22 protein-coding genes and 1 pseudogene are annotated in these 25,272 nt (G+C 27.5%); 14 read left to right on the top strand and 9 right to left on the bottom strand.

The window, feature by feature from the left end; genetic code table 11:
* Window positions 1–499 (top strand): MFS transporter (locus tag Q0649_RS00355; protein WP_298836099.1); only part of this gene is annotated, 499 nt, incomplete at its 5' end.
* Between the two features lie 180 nt (window positions 500–679).
* Here the strand turns inward: Q0649_RS00355 and Q0649_RS00350 are convergent.
* The 5 genes from Q0649_RS00350 to Q0649_RS00330 all read right to left on the bottom strand — a co-directional run bounded on the left by Q0649_RS00350 (window position 680) and on the right by Q0649_RS00330 (window position 5,942).
* Window positions 680–1,696, bottom strand: coding sequence for a hypothetical protein (locus Q0649_RS00350; RefSeq protein ID WP_298836097.1), 1,017 nt, complete (start codon window positions 1,694–1,696; stop codon window positions 680–682).
* A gap of 18 nt (window positions 1,697–1,714) precedes the next feature.
* A complete protein-coding gene (locus Q0649_RS00345) occupies window positions 1,715–2,722 on the bottom strand; it encodes a phosphodiester glycosidase family protein (RefSeq protein WP_298836095.1) in 1,008 nt (335 codons plus the stop codon).
* Between the two features lie 128 nt (window positions 2,723–2,850).
* Complete coding sequence (locus Q0649_RS00340) at window positions 2,851–3,873, bottom strand: hypothetical protein (RefSeq protein ID WP_298836093.1); 1,023 nt, start codon at window positions 3,871–3,873, stop codon at window positions 2,851–2,853.
* Between the two features lie 16 nt (window positions 3,874–3,889).
* The gene (locus tag Q0649_RS00335; RefSeq protein WP_298836091.1) at window positions 3,890–4,873 is read right to left on the bottom strand and encodes a phosphodiester glycosidase family protein; all 984 of its coding nucleotides are present in this window, start codon (window positions 4,871–4,873) and stop codon (window positions 3,890–3,892) included.
* Between the two features lie 34 nt (window positions 4,874–4,907).
* Window positions 4,908–5,942 carry a bifunctional glycosyltransferase family 2/GtrA family protein gene (locus Q0649_RS00330; protein WP_298836089.1) on the bottom strand — a complete coding sequence of 345 codons (1,035 nt, stop codon included), beginning with the start codon at window positions 5,940–5,942 and terminating at the stop codon, window positions 4,908–4,910.
* Between the two features lie 899 nt (window positions 5,943–6,841).
* Between Q0649_RS00330 and dltA the strand changes: the two genes are divergently transcribed.
* The 6 genes from dltA to dltD (Q0649_RS00300) all read left to right on the top strand — a co-directional run bounded on the left by dltA (window position 6,842) and on the right by dltD (Q0649_RS00300) (window position 12,445).
* Window positions 6,842–8,317 (top strand): D-alanine--poly(phosphoribitol) ligase subunit DltA, encoded by a 1,476-nt coding sequence (gene dltA, locus Q0649_RS00325; RefSeq protein ID WP_298836087.1) that lies wholly within the window; start codon window positions 6,842–6,844, stop codon window positions 8,315–8,317.
* Window positions 8,318–9,463, top strand: coding sequence for a D-alanyl-lipoteichoic acid biosynthesis protein DltB (dltB, locus tag Q0649_RS00320; protein ID WP_298836085.1), 1,146 nt, complete (start codon window positions 8,318–8,320; stop codon window positions 9,461–9,463).
* A 14-nt stretch (window positions 9,464–9,477) separates the two neighbouring features.
* Complete coding sequence (dltC, locus tag Q0649_RS00315) at window positions 9,478–9,717, top strand: D-alanine--poly(phosphoribitol) ligase subunit DltC (RefSeq protein ID WP_298836083.1); 240 nt, start codon at window positions 9,478–9,480, stop codon at window positions 9,715–9,717.
* Window positions 9,717–10,919: a D-alanyl-lipoteichoic acid biosynthesis protein DltD gene (dltD, locus tag Q0649_RS00310; protein ID WP_298836081.1), complete on the top strand. Its 1,203-nt coding sequence runs from the start codon at window positions 9,717–9,719 to the stop codon at window positions 10,917–10,919. The genes dltC and dltD (Q0649_RS00310) overlap by 1 nt, the downstream gene beginning before the upstream one ends.
* An 87-nt stretch (window positions 10,920–11,006) precedes the next feature.
* On the top strand, window positions 11,007–11,246 hold the full coding sequence (locus Q0649_RS00305) for a phosphopantetheine-binding protein (RefSeq protein ID WP_298836078.1): 240 nt from the start codon (window positions 11,007–11,009) through the stop codon (window positions 11,244–11,246).
* Window positions 11,246–12,445 (top strand): D-alanyl-lipoteichoic acid biosynthesis protein DltD, encoded by a 1,200-nt coding sequence (gene dltD, locus Q0649_RS00300; protein WP_298836076.1) that lies wholly within the window; start codon window positions 11,246–11,248, stop codon window positions 12,443–12,445. The genes Q0649_RS00305 and dltD (Q0649_RS00300) overlap by 1 nt, the downstream gene beginning before the upstream one ends.
* 322 nt (window positions 12,446–12,767) lie before the next feature.
* Here dltD (Q0649_RS00300) and Q0649_RS00295 read toward each other — a convergent pair whose 3' ends face one another.
* Window positions 12,768–13,307 (bottom strand): DUF4352 domain-containing protein, encoded by a 540-nt coding sequence (locus Q0649_RS00295; RefSeq protein WP_298836074.1) that lies wholly within the window; start codon window positions 13,305–13,307, stop codon window positions 12,768–12,770.
* Between the two features lie 862 nt (window positions 13,308–14,169).
* Between Q0649_RS00295 and Q0649_RS00290 the strand changes: the two genes are divergently transcribed.
* The 6 genes and pseudogenes from Q0649_RS00290 to Q0649_RS00265 all read left to right on the top strand — a co-directional run bounded on the left by Q0649_RS00290 (window position 14,170) and on the right by Q0649_RS00265 (window position 19,985).
* Window positions 14,170–15,267 (top strand): hypothetical protein, encoded by a 1,098-nt coding sequence (locus Q0649_RS00290; RefSeq protein ID WP_298836072.1) that lies wholly within the window; start codon window positions 14,170–14,172, stop codon window positions 15,265–15,267.
* 136 nt (window positions 15,268–15,403) lie between these two features.
* Window positions 15,404–15,616, top strand: a pseudogene (locus Q0649_RS00285) (tyrosine-type recombinase/integrase); the annotation flags it as partial.
* Between the two features lie 99 nt (window positions 15,617–15,715).
* A complete protein-coding gene (locus Q0649_RS00280) occupies window positions 15,716–16,141 on the top strand; it encodes a hypothetical protein (protein WP_298836070.1) in 426 nt (141 codons plus the stop codon).
* A 296-nt stretch (window positions 16,142–16,437) separates the two neighbouring features.
* Window positions 16,438–17,019 (top strand): hypothetical protein, encoded by a 582-nt coding sequence (locus Q0649_RS00275; protein ID WP_298836068.1) that lies wholly within the window; start codon window positions 16,438–16,440, stop codon window positions 17,017–17,019.
* Window positions 17,020–17,602: 583 nt separating this feature from the next.
* Window positions 17,603–18,538: a sce7725 family protein gene (locus Q0649_RS00270; protein ID WP_298836066.1), complete on the top strand. Its 936-nt coding sequence runs from the start codon at window positions 17,603–17,605 to the stop codon at window positions 18,536–18,538.
* Window positions 18,539–19,088: 550 nt separating this feature from the next.
* On the top strand, window positions 19,089–19,985 hold the full coding sequence (locus Q0649_RS00265; RefSeq protein WP_298836064.1) for an HNH endonuclease: 897 nt from the start codon (window positions 19,089–19,091) through the stop codon (window positions 19,983–19,985).
* 726 nt (window positions 19,986–20,711) lie between these two features.
* Here the strand turns inward: Q0649_RS00265 and Q0649_RS00260 are convergent.
* From Q0649_RS00260 to Q0649_RS00250, 3 genes are all read right to left on the bottom strand, one after another.
* Window positions 20,712–20,894, bottom strand: coding sequence for a hypothetical protein (locus Q0649_RS00260; RefSeq protein ID WP_298836062.1), 183 nt, complete (start codon window positions 20,892–20,894; stop codon window positions 20,712–20,714).
* A gap of 242 nt (window positions 20,895–21,136) precedes the next feature.
* Window positions 21,137–21,337 carry a hypothetical protein gene (locus tag Q0649_RS00255; protein ID WP_298836060.1) on the bottom strand — a complete coding sequence of 67 codons (201 nt, stop codon included), beginning with the start codon at window positions 21,335–21,337 and terminating at the stop codon, window positions 21,137–21,139.
* 1,475 nt (window positions 21,338–22,812) lie between these two features.
* On the bottom strand, window positions 22,813–23,040 hold the full coding sequence (locus Q0649_RS00250) for a helix-turn-helix domain-containing protein (RefSeq protein ID WP_298836058.1): 228 nt from the start codon (window positions 23,038–23,040) through the stop codon (window positions 22,813–22,815).
* Between the two features lie 157 nt (window positions 23,041–23,197).
* On the opposite strand from Q0649_RS00250, the gene Q0649_RS00245 reads away from it, so the two are divergent.
* A complete protein-coding gene (locus tag Q0649_RS00245; RefSeq protein ID WP_298836056.1) occupies window positions 23,198–24,802 on the top strand; it encodes an ATP-binding protein in 1,605 nt (534 codons plus the stop codon).
* Window positions 24,803–25,272 lie beyond the last annotated feature (470 nt).

Below are 25,272 nucleotides of genomic sequence, written 5' to 3'. Positions count from 1 at the left end.
TAATACATCGAGTATTGCACTCATTTCTGGTATGGTATTTTCAGCATCTGGACTGTCAAGTATAATAGCTGCTCCTAGACTTGGAAAATTATCAGATAAGATTGGACCACAAAAGGTTATGCTTACAGCCCTTGTTGTATCAGGAGTTATATTTATACCTCAAGCATTTGTAAGTAATCCTTGGCAGCTAATGGAGCTACGTTTTCTACTTGGATTTGCAACAGCCGGATTAGCTCCATCGATTAATTCGCTGCTTAAAAAGATAACGCCAGAAGCCCTTACTGGAAGGATGTTTGGTTTTAATATGTCTGCGTTTTACCTGGGAAATTTCGGTGGGTCTGTGTTTGGAGGACAGATAGCTTCACATTTTGGTATTAAATATGTGTTTTTTATTACAAGTAGTTTGCTTCTTTTAAATGCTATATGGTTTTATAATAAGGCATTTAAAAAATTAAATTTAACTGCTGAAAATAACAGTATGAAGGAGAAATTGGTATGAAAACATACTAAATAAAAGGGAGTATTATCATTGTAGTCCTATAAAAATGATTGATCGTTCTCAATAAAGCTAGATTAAACTTATTATAAGATTAAAGATTGTAATTTAACCAACGTAAGCCATGTTAATTTTTTATAATCAACATGGCTTACGTTGAAGCTACTATTATATTTGTTTAGATTAATCGAAAGGTGTTATCACTAATTTTCCTTCACTTAATGATGCAATTCCGCCACTATATAATTGAAGTAATGTACCTTTGTAAGTTATTTCTTTCCCTGTTTGTAGTTCTATTAGATTTTTTTTAATATTATCATTTTCATAAATTTGTCCACTAGCAGATACAAGTAATCTGTTTTTGCTAACAAGTGTATTTAATTTTATTGATTTCCATGTACCACCTAATGTGCCATAATATATTTTATCAATGTTGTTATTTATATTCACATCTCCAATATAAACTTGATCATTATTGTCTATTGCAAGTAGGCATGATTTTGTAGACCCTATGAGGCTTAAAGCGTTATTTCTTCCAGTTGCATAAACCTTGTTATTGGTTAAATTTTCGTATAACATTTTATCTTCATGTGGTACTACTTGAATATTTCCTACATATTTAGATTCGGTAATAATTTTCTTTCTAGATTTCATTATATTTACCCAATATATAGAATAATACTTATAACCATTTTTCACTTTTATATAAATTACATTTGTTAGAGGTGATGCTTCTATATCTTTTACAATAGACGCAGAACTAATCATTAAAATATCAGACACTTTACTTTTTTGTGCTTGAGTAACATCATAATAGGATAATGAAAGATTCCGTTCATGTGTTTCCACTATAAGCATTCTATTTCTATCAGGGAGCCACTTATAAAAAGATATTCTTACTCCAGCAGCGGGATTTACATTAATACGCGTGCCCGTTACAGTATTAACAACATATAGTTCATTATCTAAATAATAAGAAACATAACTTGCATTATAAGAAACATTTATACTAGTAGCATTACTAGGTATATTAACTTTAGATGTAGAACCCTTAGTACTTGAAATTGAGTCAGTTACTTTTTGAGATTTTACATTAGTATTTGAAGTTAAAAGGTAGTTGTTCAAATAAAAGAGTCCACCAATTTGTATGATTAATGAAATTATAATGCATATTATAATTTTTTTAAATACTTTTTTCATAGCTTAATCTCCTGTCAGTTAAGGATTAACGATAAAAGCGGATGGAACTGCTCTTTCGCCTAGTGCATCACAAGGATTATTAATAATGCTACCATTATTATACATTGTTGTTGATGACCCACCATCCAAGTTAGAGGCATTATATGCTCCATATTGAAGCATTATATTTTGTACATCTTTAAGTGAGGCTCCAAGGCTTTTAGCTGATCTTCCATCAATAGCAAGTAATATTATAGCACCATCGTTGCGCTGTCCAATTGCTGCTCTTGGTGCAATACCCCAGCCTCCATCTCCAGATTTGATTGTTCCTTTACCATTAACTACAAGTGCAGGGCCAAAAGATACTGCATTGGTTACGGAAAGCTTCTTTAATTCATTTAAACTGTGAGGGCCTACAAGAAGTTGAGCTTTATTTGTAATTGCTGTAATATCAACCTTTTTATATGGATTTGTTATATCATTAAATTTAATATTCCCATTGCTCATAATAAGGCCCATCGGTTTTCCACCCGTACCAGTCCATTTTGTATTGGTTGAGGATGAGTCAGAAAAGCCACCTGCATTAATAGCTGCAATTGCACCATTATCCTGAGCTATCTGACTTGTTAGTTCTCCCTGGGTTCCCAGTTTATTGCTATAGCCAACTTTAACTCTTGTAGGATCTTTAATAACAAGTAGATAGCCTGTAAACTTTATTCCGTTTGAAATATTATATCTTTCAATACTATTGTCATGGGAATTAATAAACTTGATAAGGTTATTGTTGCCCTGCTGCACAATTTGAACTGTATCCTCGCTTCGAATTTTTTTAATTTCCGCATCAGATAAAAACAATTTCGCAATCCATTGGTGACTTAGTGTGGTCATTGAAGCATCCACTATCGTTTTTTTTACATTAGTAAACGGTCCATGAAATATAATTAGTGGAGCAGTAATTCCAGTAAATATTAATCCGAAAATCAGATAAAATATAAATCTTCTTAGTTTGTAAATTTTCTTTGTTTTTGACCTACTATTTGAACCCATTTTCCCCTCCTGTGTTTTACAAAATATCAGTTTATAATATTGCATAATGTAATAAAATTAATTATTTATTAGTAAGTATAATATTTATTATACTTACTAACGATAATACACAAATCTTGGTACTACTCCTATATTGTTCGATTCATAGCGATTATGTTATTATTGTTATCTCTAAAATAAACATTTAAACCACTCATGCCCATAAACCTTAAGTTATTCCTATAATTTAGTTTAGCCTTACTTGTTAAATTTATTATATGATTTTTGTAGATAACATAAACATCACTTTTATTTGTGTAAAACCTAATAAAATTCAAATCATTAAGTCTTTGTGTTGTTATCAACTTATTATTATTTACAACATAAATTTTGCCTTTATCATCCAAAGACCTAGCATAAACATTATCATTTGCATCACAACCAATTATATGCGCTCTTTTTACTCCAGATATAAGTTTTGAATGGCAATATAAATTGTTATTTCCATCTTCAAAATATAATGCAAGTGAATTATTTGACAGCAACATGTTATTGACTAGGTGTCCAGGAATAATTTGTTTTACATTCTTCATAATATTGATATAATATATGTTATCTTTTTTATTATTTCCAATACCTCTTTCCATATTAACAAAAATTAAGTTTGTGGCACTTGAATAATCAACGGATTTTATTGTTGAATTTTTAGGTATAATAAAAGATTTTTGTATAGTCATTAATCCACTTTCAATGTTATAAGTCTTTAATTTTATTCTTCCATTTAACGTAATAAAATACATTATAATATTACTGTTACCCATGAGCATTAATTTATTTATCCCTAGTTGTTCATGGATCTTTTTCACTAGTTTGTCAGATGCAATTTTTTTAATATATATTTCAGAATTATAAAGATAAGTACAATACTTATCATCATAAGAAAATGATATGTTTTTTGCTCCAATAGGCACATTGTTTATACTTAAGTTTTTAATTTCACTTGAAGTAGTTCTAGTATTTGGGACACTTCCCTGTGAAGCACTATCAGTTACTATAGATCCGTTCAAGTGAGATATCACTCCGAAACAAAATATAAAAATAATAACTGCATATATTAAAGTTAAAGTAATTAGTGCTCTCTTTAATTTTTTATATCCTTTTAATTTTCTCATCATCAATCTCCATAATTTAAGGCATGATTACAAATGCAGTAGCAATAGTACGTTCTCCAGCAATATCACAGGGGGTATTAATAGTCTTACCCAAATAATTTAAAGTTGTTGATGAGCCACCATCTAAGTTGGCTGCATTGTATGCCCCATATTTTAACATTAAGTTTTGCGTATCTGAATAATTTGCACCGGGACTGTCACTCTCTCTCCCATCAATTGCAAGCAAAATAATCGATCCATCCTTTCTTTGACCTATAGCGCTTCGTGGCTGAAGTGATGTACCAACTTTTGTTACAAGAGGTTTTCCATTTAAAACAAGAGCAGGTCCAAAAGAAATTGCACACCTAAGATTTGAATTTTTAATTTCATTTAGTGTCATATAATTACCTATAACAAGAATATTATTCTTATTAAACCCTATAACATTAAATTTGCTTAGACCACTTTGTTTAAATTTAATAGCTCCGTTGCTAATTACTATCCCATCAGGCTTAGATCCGTTGCCCATTAAATTATCATCTAAAAACCCCCCTGCATTAACCCCTCCAATAGCATTACTGAATTTAACAATTTCGCTAAGAGGTGATCCTCTTTTTCCTAATTTAGGTGACATCCCTATGGATATTTTTGAAGGATCATTTATTATCATTAATTTTGCTTTGAAATTAATTTCCTTAATATTAATTATTTTAACTTTTGTCATGTTTTTTTTAGATTTTTGAATAGCAATATTACTTACATTTTCCATTGAGTCTTTTACACTTGAATTAGTTTTTGCCATAATATTATTTATCTCACTGCTACTCAGAAACCAAGTTGCGAAAAACTTGTTTTTATTTGTTGCCATACTTGTAGAAACAATGTTATCTCTTAATTTAACAAAAGGTCCATGATATAAAAGCATTATGCTAAATAAAGGTAGAAAAATAATTAGACAAACTATAAGATGGAATATATATATTTTTTTATTTGTTATTTTGCTTAATATTCTTTTTTTCATTTTTATTACATCCAATCTAAAATTTTTATAAAAACTAAATATGAACCTTGTTGTTAAAGATAAACAAGCGCTGAACAGTAAAACTTATACAAAATAAAAGTAATTCGGTTATAATCTTACTCCATAACAACCATATATGAAGGTTTACGGAGAAAAAACTCAACAAAAAATAGTTAGCAAATAATAAAACAAATACAAGTAAATAATAGCGTATGAATTCACTTCTATTTTTCTTATCTTTACTTTTAACATTGAAGACCATAAATTTATTTACAGTAAAGTTAACAGCTGAACTTGCTACTCTAGCGACTACTACTGATAAGAATAAGTTTTTTGTTAACCACTGAAGATAAAAAAGCAAAGAATAATCAACTATAGCTGCAGAAATTCCTGAAGCGCAAAACTTTAAAAATGGCATAAATACTCTTAAAGAATCTTTTACAGCTCTAAAGTGGGATGATTTATTAGAAGCTTCATATACAGTATCAATCTCAATTTGTTTAAATACGTACCCCGCTTTTTTAGCTAAAAGTAGCATATTCATTTCGTATTCATAACGCTCGCCATCAATAGATAAAAGCCAAGGCAGTGATTCTATTGAAAATCCCCTAAGACCTGTCTGGGTATCTAATAACTTAGACCCACTTGTTAACTTAAATATTCTCCTAGCAAAGGCATTTCCAATTGCACTTTTCCAAGGAATTTTTCCAACAAATTTTCTTACTCCAAGGACAATATTATGATCATCATTTTGAATTTCTAAGCACACATTTAATATGTTCTTTACCAGGTGTTGTCCATCAGCATCAGCAGTTACTACTCCCATTCTCTCATCAGTGTTGTCTTTTATATAAGCAAATCCCGTTTTAAGGGCACATCCTTTTCCCATATTTTTATCATGTTCTAGCACTGTGCAACCTAACACTTTACAACGGTTAAAAACAGAAACATAACTTTCACCGCTACCATCATCAACAATCAATATTTTATAATCACACTTTAGTTTTAATTCACTAATTAATGCTACAAGATGATCATCTGGTTCAAATGCTGCAATTAATATAATCATTCTACACCTCATAATTTATTTAATATTGTTTTTATAACTAACACTTGAGAGAATATAACGATAAGACTCTTTCAAAATTCATTTCTTATAAAATACTATATTTATTACAGAGAAAATATATAAGATAATCTTCCTACACAATAGCCATTCGAATGACACCAACTAACACGTCTGAAAGATAGTGAACATATAAATATAATATTGAAAAGGCTATTATTACTACCTATAAATTACATTATGTATGTGCTAGATTAAAATCATATTAAAATTATATAAAAAATTATAATTTATAATCTGTTACCTCTTACATGTTCATTTTTATTTTTTTTTGAAATTATGAGTGTAAATAAATATGAAGTAAACTATTCATGCTTCTTTAATCTTATTTTAATGTTAGTAAGAGATACTAATGTACATGAACATTAGTCAAATTATAATACTAGATACAGTTCAAGAAATAAGCGAACTACTTCCAATTAGCACTTGTACAAGGTTTTTCATTAACTTTGTATTATAGGCTGCTTTTTTATATTTTATTTAATGTTCTTTAAGTACACAATTTATTTTTCATCGTAAAGTTTGGTAATAGTAAACATAGTGAATTTTAAAAAAGGAAGTGAAAATTATGAATTTACCTGTAATTTTGGGATTATTAATTGTTATAGGAGGGCTAATATGTTTATGCTCAAGAAGAACCTAGCGTAATTGTTAGATTTTTGATGCTTTTTACCCATGCTATTTTTTTATACTAATTAATTGTAAATATATTTTGTTTTATATATACATTTGTACTTAATAAGATTTATAATAGCATGTGAAAGTTTTAAGTTGGCTGTATTTATGTAATAAATTTTTAATGCATAAATAAAGTTTTAAAATATAGAAAGGAATGAACATTTATGAATTTTATCGATAAAATTGAAAGCTATTGTACTACCAATAAAGTAGCTCATATTTATAGGAATAGTAGCCTGACTTATAGTGAGTTAAAAACAAAATCTGATTCAATTGCTGTAAATATTATAGAGTTATTTGGGAAAGACCAAACTCCTATAATAGTTTTTGGACATAAAGATCACTTAATGCTAATAAGTTTTCTAGCCTGTGCTAAAAGCGGTCATCCATATATTCCAGTGGATAGTTCAACTCCAAGTGCAAGGGTTAAGGATATTTTATTAATTTCCAGTGCTAAATTAATTATAAATATATCTAATGATTTAATTGATATACCTACAGCTACAATACTAAATAAGACTAAAATAAAAAAAGTATTATTACAATATGAAAATAAAATACCAGATGTAAGTTTTAGAATTAAGGATGACGAAGTTTATTATATTATATACACGTCTGGTAGTACTGGTAAACCTAAAGGTGTACAGATAACTAAAAACTGTATTCAAAGCTTCCTTGATTGGAGTATTGATTTAATAGATAAGGAAGATAAGATATTTATGAACCAAGCACCTTTTGCTTTTGATTTATCTGTTATGGATACCTATTTATCCTTGGTTACAGGTTCAATACTTTATAGTATTGATAAAGATATGATAGCTAATTTACCTGAACTATTTATGAATTTTAAATCTTCTAAAATTACAACTTGGGTTTCTACTCCATCTTTTGCAGAAATGTGTCTACAAAGCGATCAGTTTAATGAAAGTTTATTGCCACAATTGAGACAAATGCTATTTTGTGGAGAAACATTGTCCAAGCAATGCGTAGAAAAAATATTTGATAGATTCCATGAAATCAAGATAATAAATTTCTATGGTCCAACAGAAACAACTGTAGCTGTAACTGCAATTGAAATAAAAAAAGAAATGCTGGAAATTAAGGGAAGTCTACCAGTTGGATACATAAAGAAAGACTGTGAAATCATCTTAGATAAAAGTACAACTGAAATATTAATAGTGGGTGATAGTGTAAGTATAGGTTATTTTGCTGCTCCGGATTTAACAGAAAAGTCTTTTTTTAAGAGCAAAATTTTAGGTGCTGAAAAAAGAGGATATAGGACAGGAGATGCTGGTCATATAATTAATGGTGTATTATATTATGATGGACGAATAGATAATCAAATTAAGCTCCATGGTTATAGAGTAGAGATTGAAGATATTGAAAACAACATAAGAAAACTTTCTTTCATAAAAAATGCAGTTGTAGTACCTATTATTGAAGAAAATAAAATTAAATATCTATCAACAGCAGTAGTATTAAATGGTAAATTTGAAGGAAACATAGTTCTTTCGCTTAAAAAGTCTTTGAAGGATTTATTACCTTTATATATGATACCGCGTAAAGTGAAAGTAATGGTAACCTTGCCTTTAAATGCAAATGGTAAAATTGATAGAAAAAAGATAATGGAGGAATTTTAGATGCTCCCTTATTCAAATTTTATGTATTTTTACATAATGATATTGGTATTAATTCCAGCAATTGTTATGGGGCTACTTGGTAAAAGAATAAAATGGTATGGGTTACCAGTAAGTTTATACATGATTTATTTAACTTTTGGTAACTCGAAACAACAAGCCAAATTTTTAATTCTATTTTTTTTAATGGAGTTTTTATTAATTATTATCTACAGTTATGTTATAAAGAAATTTAAACAGAAATGGTTGCTTTGGATAATAGTATTAATAGGTATATCACCTTTAATCTATTCAAAGACTAGCAACATATTTATGCATAGAGAGCTTGGCTTTTTAGGTATTTCTTATTTAACCTTCAAAATTATTCAGATGTTAATACAAATTTATGATGGATATATTACTAAAATAAATATTTTTGATCTTATTTATTTCATATTATTTTTTCCAACACTAAGTTCAGGGCCCATTGACCGTTCAATTAGATTTATGGAGGAAAGTAATAAAGCTCTCGGTACCAGGCAATACATAGAATATTTAGGTGAAGGCATATATAAAATTCTACAAGGTGTAGGCTATAAATTTTTAATAGGATATTATATACAAAAACATTTTATTAATATACTATTGTTAAACCAACATACTTTAGGAAATGTAGTTAAATATATGTATTCATATAGTTTTTATCTATTCTTTGATTTTGCAGGTTATAGTTTAATTGCTATAGGTGTAAGCTACATTCTTGGAATAAAAACGCCTGAAAACTTCAATCTTCCCTTTATAAGTAAAGATATAAAGGATTTTTGGAATAGATGGCACATGAGCTTATCATTTTGGTTTAGAGATTTTATTTATAATAGATTCGTAATGAGTGCAATTAGGGGAAAATGGTTTAAGAGTAGATATACAGCTTCCTACCTTGGTTACATGATAAACATGATAACCATGGGGTTTTGGCATGGAGTTCAATTGAATTATATTGTTTATGGTGCATATCATGCAATTTTGCTAATAGGTACAGACTATTTGCAAAGAAAACCATTTTACAAAAAATTTAAGAATAAGACCTATTTCAAAGTTGCTTCAACTCTTTTAACTTTTAATTTAGTATGTTTTAGTTTTTTAATATTTTCAGGATATTTGTTTAAATAAAAGGGGGAATTTATATGGAAGAATCAATTTACAATATATTAGAAGAAATTACTGGTGAGGATTTACGTAAAGAAGGTAATGTAAATTTATTTGATAGTGGAAGACTAGATTCATTAGGCATAATTGAACTTATTGTAGCAATAGAAGATAACTTTAATATTAAACTTGACCCTGCTATTGTTACAAGGAAGGATATAGAAACACCAAACAAAATTATTAAATACATTCAAACACATTCCGATGGTAAAATGTAATGAAAAAAATTAGAGCTTTGGTTTGTTCTATTTCTATTTTAATTTTTATTTGTATTATCCTTTTGTTTTGTTTTATTAGCCATTATGATGGCATAAATTCAAAAAAATATTATGATCAATATGGGGAAAATTTATCCCGAAATAAATTTAAAAGTGTAGAACTTCAGAAATTGGGAACAAAAAAGGGCGATAATGTTTTTATGTTTGGTTCATCTGAAATAATAGAAAATACTAAATATTATGTTCATCCTATTAATTTTTTCAAAAACAAAAAAGCTGGGTTTCAAATGAATTTTATAGGACGGGGAGGTTATAAATCCTTAGTTCACGCTGCAGATTTTGGAGCACTTGGAAAAAGCCTGAAGGGACAAAAAGTAGTTTTCAATCTTTCGCCTCAATGGTTTATACCGGAAGGTCTCAAGCAATTTGAACTTGAATTAAATTCTTCTGAACTACAAGTGTACGGTTTTTTGTTTAATAAAGATATAAGCTTAACTACAAAGCAAGAGTTTTCTAAAAGAATAGTATCGATTTTGCAAGGACATCCTAATAAACAATTTAATCGGATAAGTACATATTGTTCTCTTTATAGTAAAACAGATTTTATGAGTACATCTAAGAGATACTTACTTACCCCTTATTATTGGATAAGATATGAATTGCTAACTTTAAGGGACGATATACATACCAGCAAGGTCCTTAAGCTTAATTCCAAAACTACCAGTTCTAAGCATACAGCTATTAACTGGAGTGCAGAATTGAAAAAAGCTACATTAGTTGCTAAATCAGGATCTAAAAATAATAAATTCGGTATGGATGATAAGGTGTATAAATATGAAATTAAAGGAAATCTTCGAAATATAAAGGGGACGATGAAAAATGACTCTTATAAAGTTTCTCCGGAATATGAAGATTTTAAATTATTGTTAGATGTTTGCAAAGAGGAAGGAATTAAACCACTTATTTTAAATATACCTGTGAATGGCCAATGGGATGACTATGCTGGATTTAATAAAAGTGATAGGATGGCTTATTATAAAAAGACAGATGAAATGGCCAAGTCTTATGGATTTGAGGTTGCCGACTTTTCAAAATATGAAAATAAAAAATACTTTCTAATGGATACTGAGCACTTAGGATGGACGGGATGGGTGTATATTGACCAAGCTATTGCTAACTATTATAACGAAAATAAAAAATAATATAGTTATATTATGACTGCTATGTGTACAATTGTTTAGATTTTTGATATTTTCAAGATATTTGTTTAAATAAAAGGAGGAATTTATATGGAAGAATCAATTTACAATATATTAGAAGAAATTACTGGTGAAGATTTACGTAAAGAAGGTAATGTGAATTTATTTGATAGTGGAAGGCTAGATTCATTAGGCATAATTGAACTTATTGTAGCAATAGAGGATAATTTTAATATTAAACTTGACCCTGCTATTGTTACAAGGAAGGATATAGAAACACCAAATAAAATTATTGAATACATTCAAACACACATTGAACGTAAAATGTAATGAAAAAAATTATAGCTTTGGGTTGTTCTGTTATTCTTAGTATTATCATTTTGTTTTGTTTTATTATCTATTATGATGGTGCGACTTCAAAAACATATTATGATCAATATGGGGAAAATTTATCTCGAAATAAATTTAAAAGTGTAGAACTTCAGAAATTGGGAGCAAAAGAGGGAGATAATCTTTTTATGTTTGGTTCATCTGAGTTAATAGAAAACACTAAATATTTTGTCCATCCTATTAATTTTTTTAAAAACAAAAAAGCTGGGTTTCAAATCAATCTTATAGGACGAGGAGGTTATAAATCCTTAGTTCACGCTGTTGATTTTGGGGCACTTGGAAAAAGCCTAAAGGGACAAAAAGTAGTTTTCGTACTTTCACCTCAATGGTTTATACCACAAGGTATCAAACAATTTGAATTTGAAGCAAATTCTTCTGAACTACAAGTGTATGGTTTTTTGTTTAATAAAGATATAAGCTTAACTACAAAGGAGGCGTTTTCTAAAAGAATAGTATCAATTTTGCACGGACATCCTAATAAACAATTTAATATGATAAAGATGTATTGTTCTCTTTATAGTAAAACAGATTTTATGAGTATATCTAAGAGATACTTAATTACCCCTTATTATTGGATAAGATATGAATTATTAACCTTAAGGGACGATATAAATAGTAGTAAGGACCTTAAACTTAATCCTAAGCTTTCAAAAGTTACTAATCTTCAATATACAAACACTAACTGGAATGCAGAATTGAAAAAAGCTACATTAGTTGCTAAATCAAGATCTAAAAATAATAAATTCGGTATGGATGCTAAGGTGTATAAGTACGAAATTAAAGGAAATCTTCGAAATATAAAGGGGTCGATGAAAAATGACTCTTACAAAGTTTCTCCAGAATATGAAGATTTTAAATTATTGTTAGATGTTTGCAAAGAGGAAGGAATTAAACCGCTTATTTTAAATATACCCGTGAATGGCAAATGGGATGACTATGCTGGATTTAATAAAAGTGATAGGATAGCTTACTATAAAAAGACAGATGCTATAGTTAAATCTTATGGATTTGAGGTTGCCGACTTTTCAAAATATGAAAATAAAAAATACTTCTTAATGGATACTGAGCACTTAGGATGGAAAGGTTGGGTGTATGTTGATAAAGCTATTGATAAATATTATAACGAAAATAAACAATAATATAGTTTTAATGACTGCTATGTATACAATTGTTATTTTAGGATGCAGTTATTTATTTATATTTCAGCCTGATATAAAAGTTACTTATATATATACTCAGTTTTAAACATAATATTATTAGTCTCTGTTATATGATGAAATAGGTTAAGACTTAAAGAAATTAATAACAGATATCTAAACAGTAGATAAATAAAAGAAATGTAATTTAAAGAGTGATAATAATGAATTACCCCTGTCAAGTGAATAGGGGACAGTTCAATTATTATCACTTTATTTTTTATTAATTCATTTTAAATTAAACTAATCCACGTTGATTTTGCTATTAGTTTAATTTAAAATGAATTATATTATGTCCAAATATATCTCCATTATAGTTTACACTCAATCCTGTAGCACCATTTACTGGTAGAAATGTCATAGTACCTGTAACATCTCCATTAGGTGGTAAGGTGCCGCTTTTGAACGTTTGGTATGCATTCATCGTTGTTATTACAGAATTATTAATTCCTCCGCTAGAATCTTGTATTTGAAAATCATTATCGTCATAGTGTATCTTACTTTTATTTCCGTTCTTAATTGTTACGGTTACAATTAAATATTCAGTTCCTTCATCTGGCCTATCCGTTTTCGTCCCATTTGATATTTCAATTTTATCAATTACCATGGATATATCATTAATTTTTATAGCTTGACCAATTTTGTAGAAGTCTTTAACATTTGGAAGTAATGTGCTAGTTATACTTGAGTTTAAGCTTTTTTTAGCTTTTTTTGATGCTACTATATTATATATAGTAAAACCTCCAACTATTACTACAACTATAGTTATTATAATTGAAACTATAATACGTTTATTATTATTCATTGATATCTCCCCTTGTTCTTATTGATATAACAATTATAATTGTTTAAAATAAAGATTCTAGGCGTTTCATTTAGGCGTCTAAAACTAAACCAATTTTTATAGAATTACATAATATCTATAGTCACTCACATGTTAACCATTATTGAAAATATAAACTCCATCCTAATTTCTGCACATATTAAAGCTAATTGTATATTTTTTAGAATTAAAAAATTATAAAAATAATTATGTCACAGAAATTAACAAAACTATTCCCCCAACAAGTTTCATTTTTCACATGTAATTGCAATTCTAAATGGTAATGTTATTATGTAAATATTCCATATATAACTTTTTATTACAAGAGATATTTTTTAAAAAATATTATATTTAGATTTTAGCATAAAATATTTATAACGTCTAATTATTTTATATGGGTAGCGTAAGATCACATATGATAACGATTATTAAATCAGATAATAAATGTTTTAATTGATGAAGTTGAAAGAACATATAAGAAGGAAGCAATCAAATTTATAGGAAATTACTAATGATGGCTTAGCCATTTAACGTTGTAATAGAGTTTCTATCTTTTATTATATGGTCATTTTAGTTTATAACTTATCAAATTATTGTCCAACCATCATTCATAGACAATAGGTGGTATATTTAGCTATTGTTCCTATAGAATAAAAAATAATTAAATAAATCTACACTAGTAACTTAGATCCATACAACTACTTCTACCTGATAGAATTTTTTTAGTAATATTTTATCACTATATGTGCGTTCTATATTATTATAAGATCATATTTGTTATGAGTACAAATATGCATTATAATAAGTGAAGTAGAATTATTGTTATTAACAAGGGGGATTTCTGATGAAATCAAAGATTATATTATTAACATCAGTTATATTAACTGTATTACTTGTAGGATGTGCTAAGCAACCCACAACCATATTAAAAACAACAAGTCCGAAAATAGCTCCAAGTGTAGTAAAAAAAGCAACTGCAACCTTACCAAAAGCAACTCCAAAAGTAGCAAACAAAGTGCATACAACACAATGGAAAGCAATATCAAATGCAATAAATGCAATAAATGCAAATTCAATAGTAAGTACTCCAATTACTTTTGAAAAGGCGATAAGTAGCAAGGGTACACGTATTATTACAATAACAAAAAATCTAACTATCGATAAAGATCTTATAGTTGATGGTAAATATAGCAATGATAAAAAAAATGCTAGTGGTAAATATATTGGGGAACGTAAGATAAATTTATACAGGCAAGACAAAGATAAGAAGATAACGGCTAAATTAAGTTTAACTGTTCCAAAATTAACTATTAATAGTCCTCAAACCAATATAGAACATGGAACTTTTAAAGGTAACATTTATGTTTCATCAAGGAATTTTCATTTAATAGATGCTACAGTTAAGGGCAATGTGTGTTTTACAACGAATGAGGCAAAACATACATTTAGGATGGATACTAAAAGCAAAGTAACTGGAAAACTAGTGTTAGTAACACCAACTAAAAAAAAATTAGCTTCAGTAGTAAGCAATCGAGTTGATTTTGAAAAAGCTATAGGTAGCAATGGTACATGTATTATTGTAATACTAAAAAATATAACTACAGATAAAAATCTTGTAGTTAATGGTGAGTATAAAAATGGTAAAAAAGATGCTAATGGTAAATATATTTTAGAACGTAAGATAGATCTATACTGGCGAAAGAAATATAGTAACATAAATGATAGATTGTGTTTGAATGTGCCAAAGTTAACGGTTAATAGTCCACAAACGATTATAGAACATGGAACTTTCAAAGGTAATATTTATGTTTCATCGAAGAATTTTCATTTAATAGATGCTAAAGTTATAGGCAATATATATTTTACTACGAATGAAGCTAAATCTACATTTAAGATGGATACTAATAGTAAAGTGATTGGGAAACAAAAATTAAGAAAATAGTATTATCTTGTATGGTTTTTAATTTTCATCATTCATTATCAAAAAGTAACCTCGAATAAATACAAGAGTTTTACAAAAATGTTGGGGGTCGTAATAATTGATAAGATAGGATTTAATTATTCCTGACCATAATTATATAAGTGATATAGAAAAACACCATTTTCATACTTTAAAACATACCGCTGCGGTTCTTTTGGCAGAATCTGAAATTGATATAAAAGAATTGAAATACTATTTAGACCATAAATCTGTGACAAACGCATTAATATATTTTCAATTTACAACGAAGCAGATGTTGAAGGTGCTACCCCTTATCAGTGCCTTATACCTTATTTATTTTTTGTATTAAAAAGATATTTTTGAGTGTTTCGTTATATTAATCTAAATTAATTTATATAATTAAAAGAATATACTTGAGGTTAACCTAATATAAGGGGATGTATAAAAAATGGGTGAAAACTGGAAAGAAGAATATGCTTATAAATTTCGTAGACCTTTTCTAAAAAAAGACTATATAATAACTTGTTTAAAAGAAATAGTACAAAATTTAGATACAGAGGTAAAAAAATTTGATAAAACATTAGAAATTGTTTTTAAACCAGTAGATGAAAATAATTTTGAAATAAATTTACCAAATGCTGATGTTATAATTGTTAAATATAGTGAAGCAGCAGATAACCCTAATTTCAAAGAAAAATTTAATTTGAGTATAAATAAAGACAAATTAAAGACAATTGATTTATATACTAAAAATAATTCTTGTGATTACTTTATTAAATATATAAACATTGATAAACATAAAGGTGAAGCTAAAAGAATTCCAGAAATAGATAATGATATTTTAGATAATGCTTTAAATTTATTACTTATATAAAAAGGATAGGGTGATGGATCAATTTATCACCTTATCTTTTTTATTTTTTAGTTTTTTGAGTTACTTCATTTTTTTTAACAAGTAGTAATTCTTTACAAAGCAAATTTCACAGGAACTACAATTGCTAGACCCGAGTTTGATAAACTATTAGCCTCATTTGAGTGGTACCGTAGATTGTAGGGCCAAACAAGGGACAAGAAAAAAGTGGTAAGTATCTATGAAAATTTAATGTGATTATATTTTCCATGCATTAAATTCTACTTCTTGTCCATAATTAAAACGTAAGAGGTGTTTCTATGGAAAATATAATTAAAATAAGCAATTTTAAACTTAAATTGAAGGTTAAAAGTATTTTAGTAATAATAACAACTGGTTTTTTGGTTTCTATTTTATTTCTTCGTTACTTTGGTCAACAAACTTTAGCAAATATATTAACAAGCATTGTTTCTAGTTTGTTTGGGATAGGTGGAGGATATTATGCATCAAAAAAAATAGATATCAATAATGAAAGAAATAAATCTCTAAGTATTAGAAATAATCTACTAAATTTAATAAAAACAGAAATTGACTATAATGGAGATATTTTTGATGCATGTTATAATCAAGAGAAAGGTAAAGACGGACCTTTAAATCTGAAACTAAAGATGAAATTTAAAATCAGTGATTGGGAAAGTTTAAAATTCAAAATATTTACTGAAGGAATAGAAATTTTAAATAAAGACGGATTTACAGAATTATGTGAGTTATATAAGAGATTCGAGAAACTTAATTTGCAGAAGGAGTTAAATAATCCTGTTAATGAAACAAGTAAGAATAATATGCTTAATTATATTTATGACCACCTAAATGGAATAGAAAATCACGTAAGAGCTAATTAGGCTCTTTTTTTTTGCAATAAATTACTTGCATTAGTTAATTTGTTCTTCTATTAATCTCATTTTGAAAATTAAACTTCTTAATTTGGTTTATTGTGTGAAATGTTGAATTATAAGGCTTGTTAAGTTTTCAGTTAAATTTAACTAAGCAATTATCTATTTGAATATATTGTTTTACATAGCATATCAATACTTGAAGTAGAAAAGTCTGCTTTGTTTATAAAAAAAATAAAGTGATTGGAGAATCAGCTCAAATTATCGATTCACAAAAATAATAAATTATTTTTTTTAAGCCTTCAGTTTTGTCCATCTTTAAAATAGTTGGTGTATAAAGTGTTTATATCATATATATTATCCTCAATATACCTAGTTGAATGTGACGAGATGAACATGAATAAAAGTAATATCTTTATTTTATAAAAGAAACATAAAGAGCTTATAAGTGAAATATATTGAGTAATAAGTATAGAAATGAGTATTTTTATAAAAATACTATTTTAAATAAGTTGCTTTATTTTTTTATATTAAAAAGGTTGATTATATGCAACTTGATAGATTTTCAAATAATAAGGTTGGGGGTTAAAAAATGTACTTTCCATATTTAAGAGGACGACAATTTGAAATGATAGCATTGAGGGAATTAGTTCAGAATTCGTTGCTAAGTGAAAATATTATTCCTATAATTGAACCAATAAAATTATCTTCAACACTGATTAAAACAATAGAAATATTCAATGAAAGTAATAGAAAAGTCGCTTTAATTTCAAATCCTCAAGTTGGGAATTTTGGTGAGGAGCTAAATAATGAAAAAAATACATCTTTAAATAAAAAATTTAAAGATGTAATTAAATTTCCTGTTATAATTAGAACCCATATTTTCAATGCACGTTCTGAGCAACAATTAACTTATAATATTGAGAAGGGGATTAGACCAGGAGAACTAATAACGATTTGTAAGAATAAAGATTTTATTCCTTTATATGAAAAGATATTTAGTAGTGAAAAACCACAATATAATCTTATATTAAATGAAAGTGTTTTTAGAAGAAGAATAAGAGATAATCAAGTTATGTTAGGTGATAAGTTTGTGAAATTAGAACGAAATACAGATTACGCCGACATTGACGAACCATTTTCAGATGATCATATCTATTATAAACAAGACGGATATAAAGGGTTTGCTGATTATACTATTGTAGGTAATGGATTTTCAGAATCAGGATTTGCACCATACGCCATTGCTATACACATAGTGTATTTTGATAAGGGAAATAGTCTAAGACTTAAGCACTTTGTTTCTGATACAAATGATGATATATTAGATCCTGCTAATAAGTTTTCTGAGGCTCTAGGTAAGTTGGTTGAATGGAATAAATCAGCTAGACTTGATACGTTGGGAATGAAATCATTTATTAGCTTATATGAAAATAAATCATATCCCGGGTTGGGCACGGTTAAAAAACTTTCTATTATGCATCACATTGAACTTATCGGCAGATATTTAGATAATGAGACAAAATAATTATTATTCTTATAATTGGGTAGTTAAAAAAGGAATGTTAATTACAAATGTAAGTAGTTCGGTAATCCCGAGCTACTTTAGTTTTTAAAATTCACAATTTCACACCATATACTTTACGCATTTTCCTATTGACGCTTGTCATATAAGCAAAGTTTGTAGTTTATGACTTTAGCATATAAATGTTTATTAATTGGTAAAGTAACTCTAAACGGACACTATTAAGTATATTATATATATTTACTTAGATCATACTCTAAATGAACTAATTCAAAGGTCCTATAATCCCTGGGGTATATCCTTAGAGCTTTAGGTTTACCTTTTTTTACAAATATTGCAGGTGAAAATAGTTTTATGGTGAATTAATATAAGAAACATTTTAAAGCATGAGGTGGATCGGACTATATAATTAATAGGCATTAGGTGTAATTATGTCTATAATGGGAAGTTAAATATTATTGTTAGAAAAACTTTATTACGAGTTTAATCTCAATGTGTGGCAAAGAAACAATTAATATATAATATTTTATATCTACAAATTGGGAGGGTTATTATGATTGAGAAAACATGTGAAATTATTAATGATGAGTATTGTTGCGATATTGATATAACTATTGAGGAATGGAAACAATTATTAACTAATCCTATAGTTTTCGATGATAAAAGTAAAGAAGCTATAAAAAAATGGTATATAGAACCTAGATATTCTGCTACTTGTGGTTATATAGGTAAAAAATATAATGAACACAGTATGAGTGCTAATGGAATTATAAATGGATTAGCGGGAAGAGTTCAGAAAGAACTTGGGCGGTTCGTTGTTAAGGGAATAGGCGGTATCGCTGCAGGCACAAGATTTATTGTGGTAATGAAAAGTAAACGGATAGATGCAAAACCAAAGACTTGGGAGTGGACACTTAGGGAGGAGCTTGTAAAAGCTGTTGAAGAATTAAATATATTTTCAGATAATAGTTATTCAGATGATGCCCTTGTTTCAGATATCGGAGATAGTGACATTTCTTCGGATTCCCAACATTTTGAATATAGTGGTAAATCTAAAAATAGGAAAGACCCTGTTTATGTCAAAAATAAATGTTTGTATCCTCGAAGTCATAAGGTTTCAATAAATGCTTTACGACACGCAAATTACAAATGTGAATTTGATAATACTCATTTAACATTTACTAGGAGAAATTCAGACTTAAACTATACTGAACCTCATCATTTAGTACCAATTGCTTACCACAATAATTTTAAGGTATCTCTTGATGTTGAAGAAAATATTGTTTCTTTATGCTGCAATTGTCATAAGCAAATACATTTAGGACAAGGATTTGAAGTAATGCTAGAAAAACTATATAATGAACGAAAAGATTTATTAAAGATGGTTGGTATAGACATCTCGTTAGATGAATTGATTAAACTATATAAAAATGATAAATGCGAAAATTGAATAATAGAATTTAAGGCATCAGCAAGTCACGAATTAAAAAATAGCATTAGCTGAAAATCGCGGTTAAAGCAGTACGTTGAAGCTTATTACAAGTAAATTTAATAATTACAACTTCTAATTATTCTTATAATTAGAATAAGTTATTTTAATTAAAGTGACTTATTTTAGTTCCTATTTTATAAGGTTTAGTATAAAAAGTCCACTGGAAACATGGTAATTCAATGTTTTTAGTGGACTTTTTGCTTGAAACAAATTTCACTTGTAATTAGGCTACCAATATTTTGCAATTAAAGTAGCATTGACAAGCAGCCATTATCTTGAATTGAATACTTAATTTTTATAAGTGTTGTTATTCTATGACGGGTTTTAAGACGTATGCTTGAATTTCTAGGCATACTATATAATAAGTTTTACAAATTGTATTCCTCTATTTAATCTATTGTCATTTTTATAATTTGTAGATATTTGAATTTTCATTTTTGATAGTAAATGCTTTATGTCCAATATCCTTGCCAATTTTCTTTGTGCTAAGGTCGATAGTGTGTCTACATTTTCTACTACGTATTTAATCTATATAAACATTAATTGCAACTTCCAATACTTTATTCTTTTAAGTTTTTATTCTCATTTAATTTGTACTTTAACTATTTCTTTTTTCGTTTTGCTATCTCTCTTTTATTTTGTGTTGATGTATTTTCTCTTTGGTGTTAAGTGGTGGTGGAAAGTTTAGTGGTGAAAAGCTAATCGTAAAAACCCCCCCCCTTTTATTTCAAGCGCCACTATATAAATCATTTTATGAAAACGTATATTGGACAAAGTTCTGTTGCAGGCTATTACTTCAATAGGATAAATAAGCGTTAAAAGATATACAGTACCTACATTACTTTTAAGTTCCACACGGATATCCATTTTCCCAGTTTTAGGGGCAAATACGGGGGCTGTCTTACAAAATAAATTCACTTTTTTTGACTATTTTTATGGTGATTAGACCCAGTATATCTGTCTCTTTCCCTTTAACCATATAGAATAAATAATTATAGCTATCATCATAAAAAAATACTGAATATTGCAGAGCACAAATGATGTATTTTATCTCAACATTATCTACATCAAATATATATTTATTGGAAATAGTAAAAATCTCTTTTTCACTATCGTAATTGTACTTTGAAATCTGATGATCTTAAGGCCTCGTTAAACTCGTAATCAGTTATAGCCTCTAACACATGTAGATGTATTAATTCATTTACAAAATTAGCTTTAATTACTTCTGCTTTTGTACAAAAATGATTGTAAATTTTTATGCTTTCATCCACATTTGTCCTAATAGGATTTTTATTTAACTTATCCATAAGAGTGTGAAACCTTACATACTCCCCAAGTTATTTAAAAAAATCTGTTCCAGCATCTTTATCATAAGATTCATTCGTAATTGCATATAATCCAACGAAATTTATTAAATAGAAGTGTCAGATTAAATATTTTAATTAAGAAGTTACATTATAAGCAATTATTTGGGACAAACTTCTTATACTTTTATATAGTCAAATATCATAAAAAATATAAGAATATCATAATTATTTTCATAGTCCTATTCCTATTTGGCTATCCTTAAACAAGCAAATTAAAAGTTTCATTTTTAGACCTAAAGTTTCACATACATTAATTTACATATGCAATTTTATGAAGTCAGTATACTTTATGATACTAAAGTTATACTGGCTTGACTAGAATGTAAGATAATGTACTTATAATCATTTAATACTGTCCTTTTATATTCCAAATATTGTATAATGAAAACTTTGAGTATAACTTTAGTATCAAAAATATAACTTTACATATTTATGGCAATAGTATAATTATATAATTGCTTTTATAAATTCTAAAAACTGTGACTTGAAAATAATCGATAGTAAGACATTAAATTATGATGTTAATTTTACCTATATCTTTTGGGAAAATAATGAACTTGAAACAACTATATAAATTACTAAGGATTACTAAGCACTAGGTGAGGGGCAGGACTATTGTAACTACCTATTTAAACGCGAAGGTGACTTCGTATTAGAAAATTTGTAGTAATCTTAATAAATGCTTGTTAATTAAATGCTTAGTATTCTAATTTTTTTACTTGTAACTGGTAATAGTGTGTTCAATTATTACGTTAAAGTTTCTTTTAACATTTTTTCCATTGATTCTAATAAATTAGTTCAAACATTTGTTGGTATTATCTTTTGTTTTTATTTTAAAATGAGAGACTGTATAATATAAATACAAGAGATCTTTTTTTATAAAAATCGCCTTTAAAGGCGAGCGTCAAATTAGATAGTTTTAGTAGCTGTTGACATAAAGTGATATAATGAGAGAGGGCATACTTTATGTGAAGTAGAGTGTTTAATTTAGGAAAATTAGTTTTGTAGGTAGTGACTTTGGTTGTGGCACTACCTATTAGTCTTTTTTGTGCTTATTTATAATTCAAAGGTTTTCCCGTTTAATTATAATATTGGTACATAAATTTAGGACTTTTTAATAATTATTTCAATGTTATAGCTATAGTGCAATTTGTATTTACAAAAGTATAAATGTCCATACTAAATCATTATATATATTGAAACCACAGCATTATCACGAGTTTATTTAACAAACTCGTCAAGTTATTTGCTGAAAAAATGTTATTTCAGGGGCTAATTATTATGTGGATTATTGAACAAGAAACATTTTTATTTCTATGAGAAACAACGCAGATAAAAAAGATAACTCTAGCTGAATATTTAAATGTTATTCTATCCAAACTATAGATTTGATAAATATGTAACCTTAGTAAAAATCATAAATTTTCTTTAAACAAATCCTCAATTGTTACACCTAAGGCAACAGCAATTCCTTTAATTTCATAATCTAATATATTTCTTGTTTGTTTTTCAATCCTTGATATCATAGGTCTATCAATTTCAATTCCCTGAAGATTTAATTTAGCAGATAACTGTGCTTGCGTAAAATCTTTCTGTTTTCGTATTAAATGTATTTTATTACCAATAATATTTTTCTCACCCAAATTAATCAACCTCAATTTTTTTATAACCTATGTAGATTTTATAGGAAAGATCATGATATAATGTGTGATATTCACACAAAATATATTTTATTTAAAAAATTGAGGGTTGGTGTAACAAATGAAAATATATAATCTGAAGGTGGGAAATAGATCCCTTTTGAAAGACATTACACAGAACATAAATAGTCCATTAGAAATATTAAGAGAAGCTATAAGTAATTGTTATGATGCGGAGGCAAAGACGATATCAATAACTATATATAGAGACATCTATGATTATTTAGTTGTGGAAATAAAGGATGATGGAAGAGGAATGGAAATAAATGATATTCATAGATTTTTTAATTTAGAAGATTCAATTAAAAGTGCAACAGGAATAGGAGAGAAAGGGTTAGGGACTAAAACATATTTTAAAAGTGAACGAATAACTTTACTAACCCAAACAAAAGAAAATATTTCATATAAAGTTATTATGGATCAGCCGTGGCGACTTTTAAATAATAATTCATTACCCAAATATACAGTAGAAGATTTTAAAACACAACCAGGGAAAACTGGTACTGCAATATTAATAAAAGGTTATAAAATTGATAATCCAGAAAAATACTTTAATTTTGATACTATAAAGGATTATGTTCTTTGGTTTACAGCAGCAGGGAGTTTTAAAACATATTTTGAAAATTATACTGAATTACATAAACACATAAACAATATGCAGATAGTACCAAGAATTTTTATCAAGGATGAAATACTACATATGAATAAAGAAGTTTCAGGGGTTCATCCATTTTATCCACCTAATGAGAATCCTAAAAGAGAAACTGCAGAACGTATATATAAAGAATCTGAAAATTATTGTAGGCACTTCGGGCCATATCATAAATCAATCTATATTAATGGTGAATATGTATCTTTTCAGATTTATGGTACGATATCAGGGGAGAATTGTAGGAAAAAGATAGTTAAATTAAGACAAGGTGAGTCTATGAAATCAAGATTTGGTATATATTTAGCAAAAAATTTTATACCTTTTGCAAAAAAAATAAACTTAATGAGCGATTCTAATGTTCAGCATTATCATTTACTTGTTAATTCCCAAGCCTTCGTATTAACTATTAACAAAAATGGCTTTACAAATCAAGATGACCCAAAAGTTAAATGGGTTTTTACCGAAGTAAAAAAAATTATAAATGAAGATATAATACCGCTTGCAAATGATGGATATTTTAAATTAAGAAAGTCTGAGGAAGTTAATTTTAGTATAATACAAAAATGGAATGAAATTATAAAAAGAAAAATAATGTTTAAGAGTATTTCAGAGCTATCTATTGCTGAAATTCCAATCACTAAAATACCATGTAATGAAGCCCAAGTGGTGTTGTTATTTGCAACAATTTTAACTAACGAGAATACCAAGAAATATATAAATTATATTAATAAGATAGGGTGTTACTCATTTCAAAATACTAATGATATGATATGTTTTGATTATAATAACAAGATGAGATTAGTTGAAGTAGAATATAAATTGAGCAATCTTTTTAAGAATGATTATGTCTATGAAATATTTGATTATGTGATATGTTGGTCTGTAGACTTAGAAATCAATGAAAAAAAGCACTTTGTTGGCAATAGCTTATGTCTAATAAAAGAAAAGGGAGAATGGATTATAAAACATGGGAGTCAGAAAAAAGTACCTGTAATTGAATTGAAGAGTATTGTGGAGAAAATAAAAGATAAAAGTGTAAAAAAAACATTTTGAGAAAATATCGATTAAATTGATTACTAATTTAATTAATGTGTAACAATTTCAGACTTACTAGAAAAAATGCAGAGGTTAGTGCTAGAAATAAAGATGAAACAAAATAACGCCCCCCTGAAGAGGATACAACAACTAAAAGTGAAATTCGACCGTTATGATACATTCAAAGTAAAAAGTCAACTCATTATGTTACATTCAAAATAAAATTTTCAAGGAATAGGCAATAGACCCAATGTGAAAGTAACACAATTACATTTGTGATACTTTCATTTATTTTTGGATATGTTTAAAATGTATTTTACATTTCATGATATAATATTTAAAATACATTTATGTAATATTATAGTACGATATTTTATAATGTAGGGGGAATTATAATTAACAATTATATTGAATTATCCAAAAAAGTTTTGATTAATATAAAGTTAAAGGTTAAAAGTTTAAAGAAAGAAATTGGAGCATTATATTTA

Source organism: uncultured Clostridium sp., from assembly GCF_937920395.1.
In the GTDB taxonomy this organism is placed as follows: Bacteria; Bacillota; Clostridia; order Clostridiales; family Clostridiaceae; genus Clostridium_AD.
Note: the sequence above shows the minus strand (reverse complement) of the source record. Positions and strands in the feature narration are given on the sequence as shown.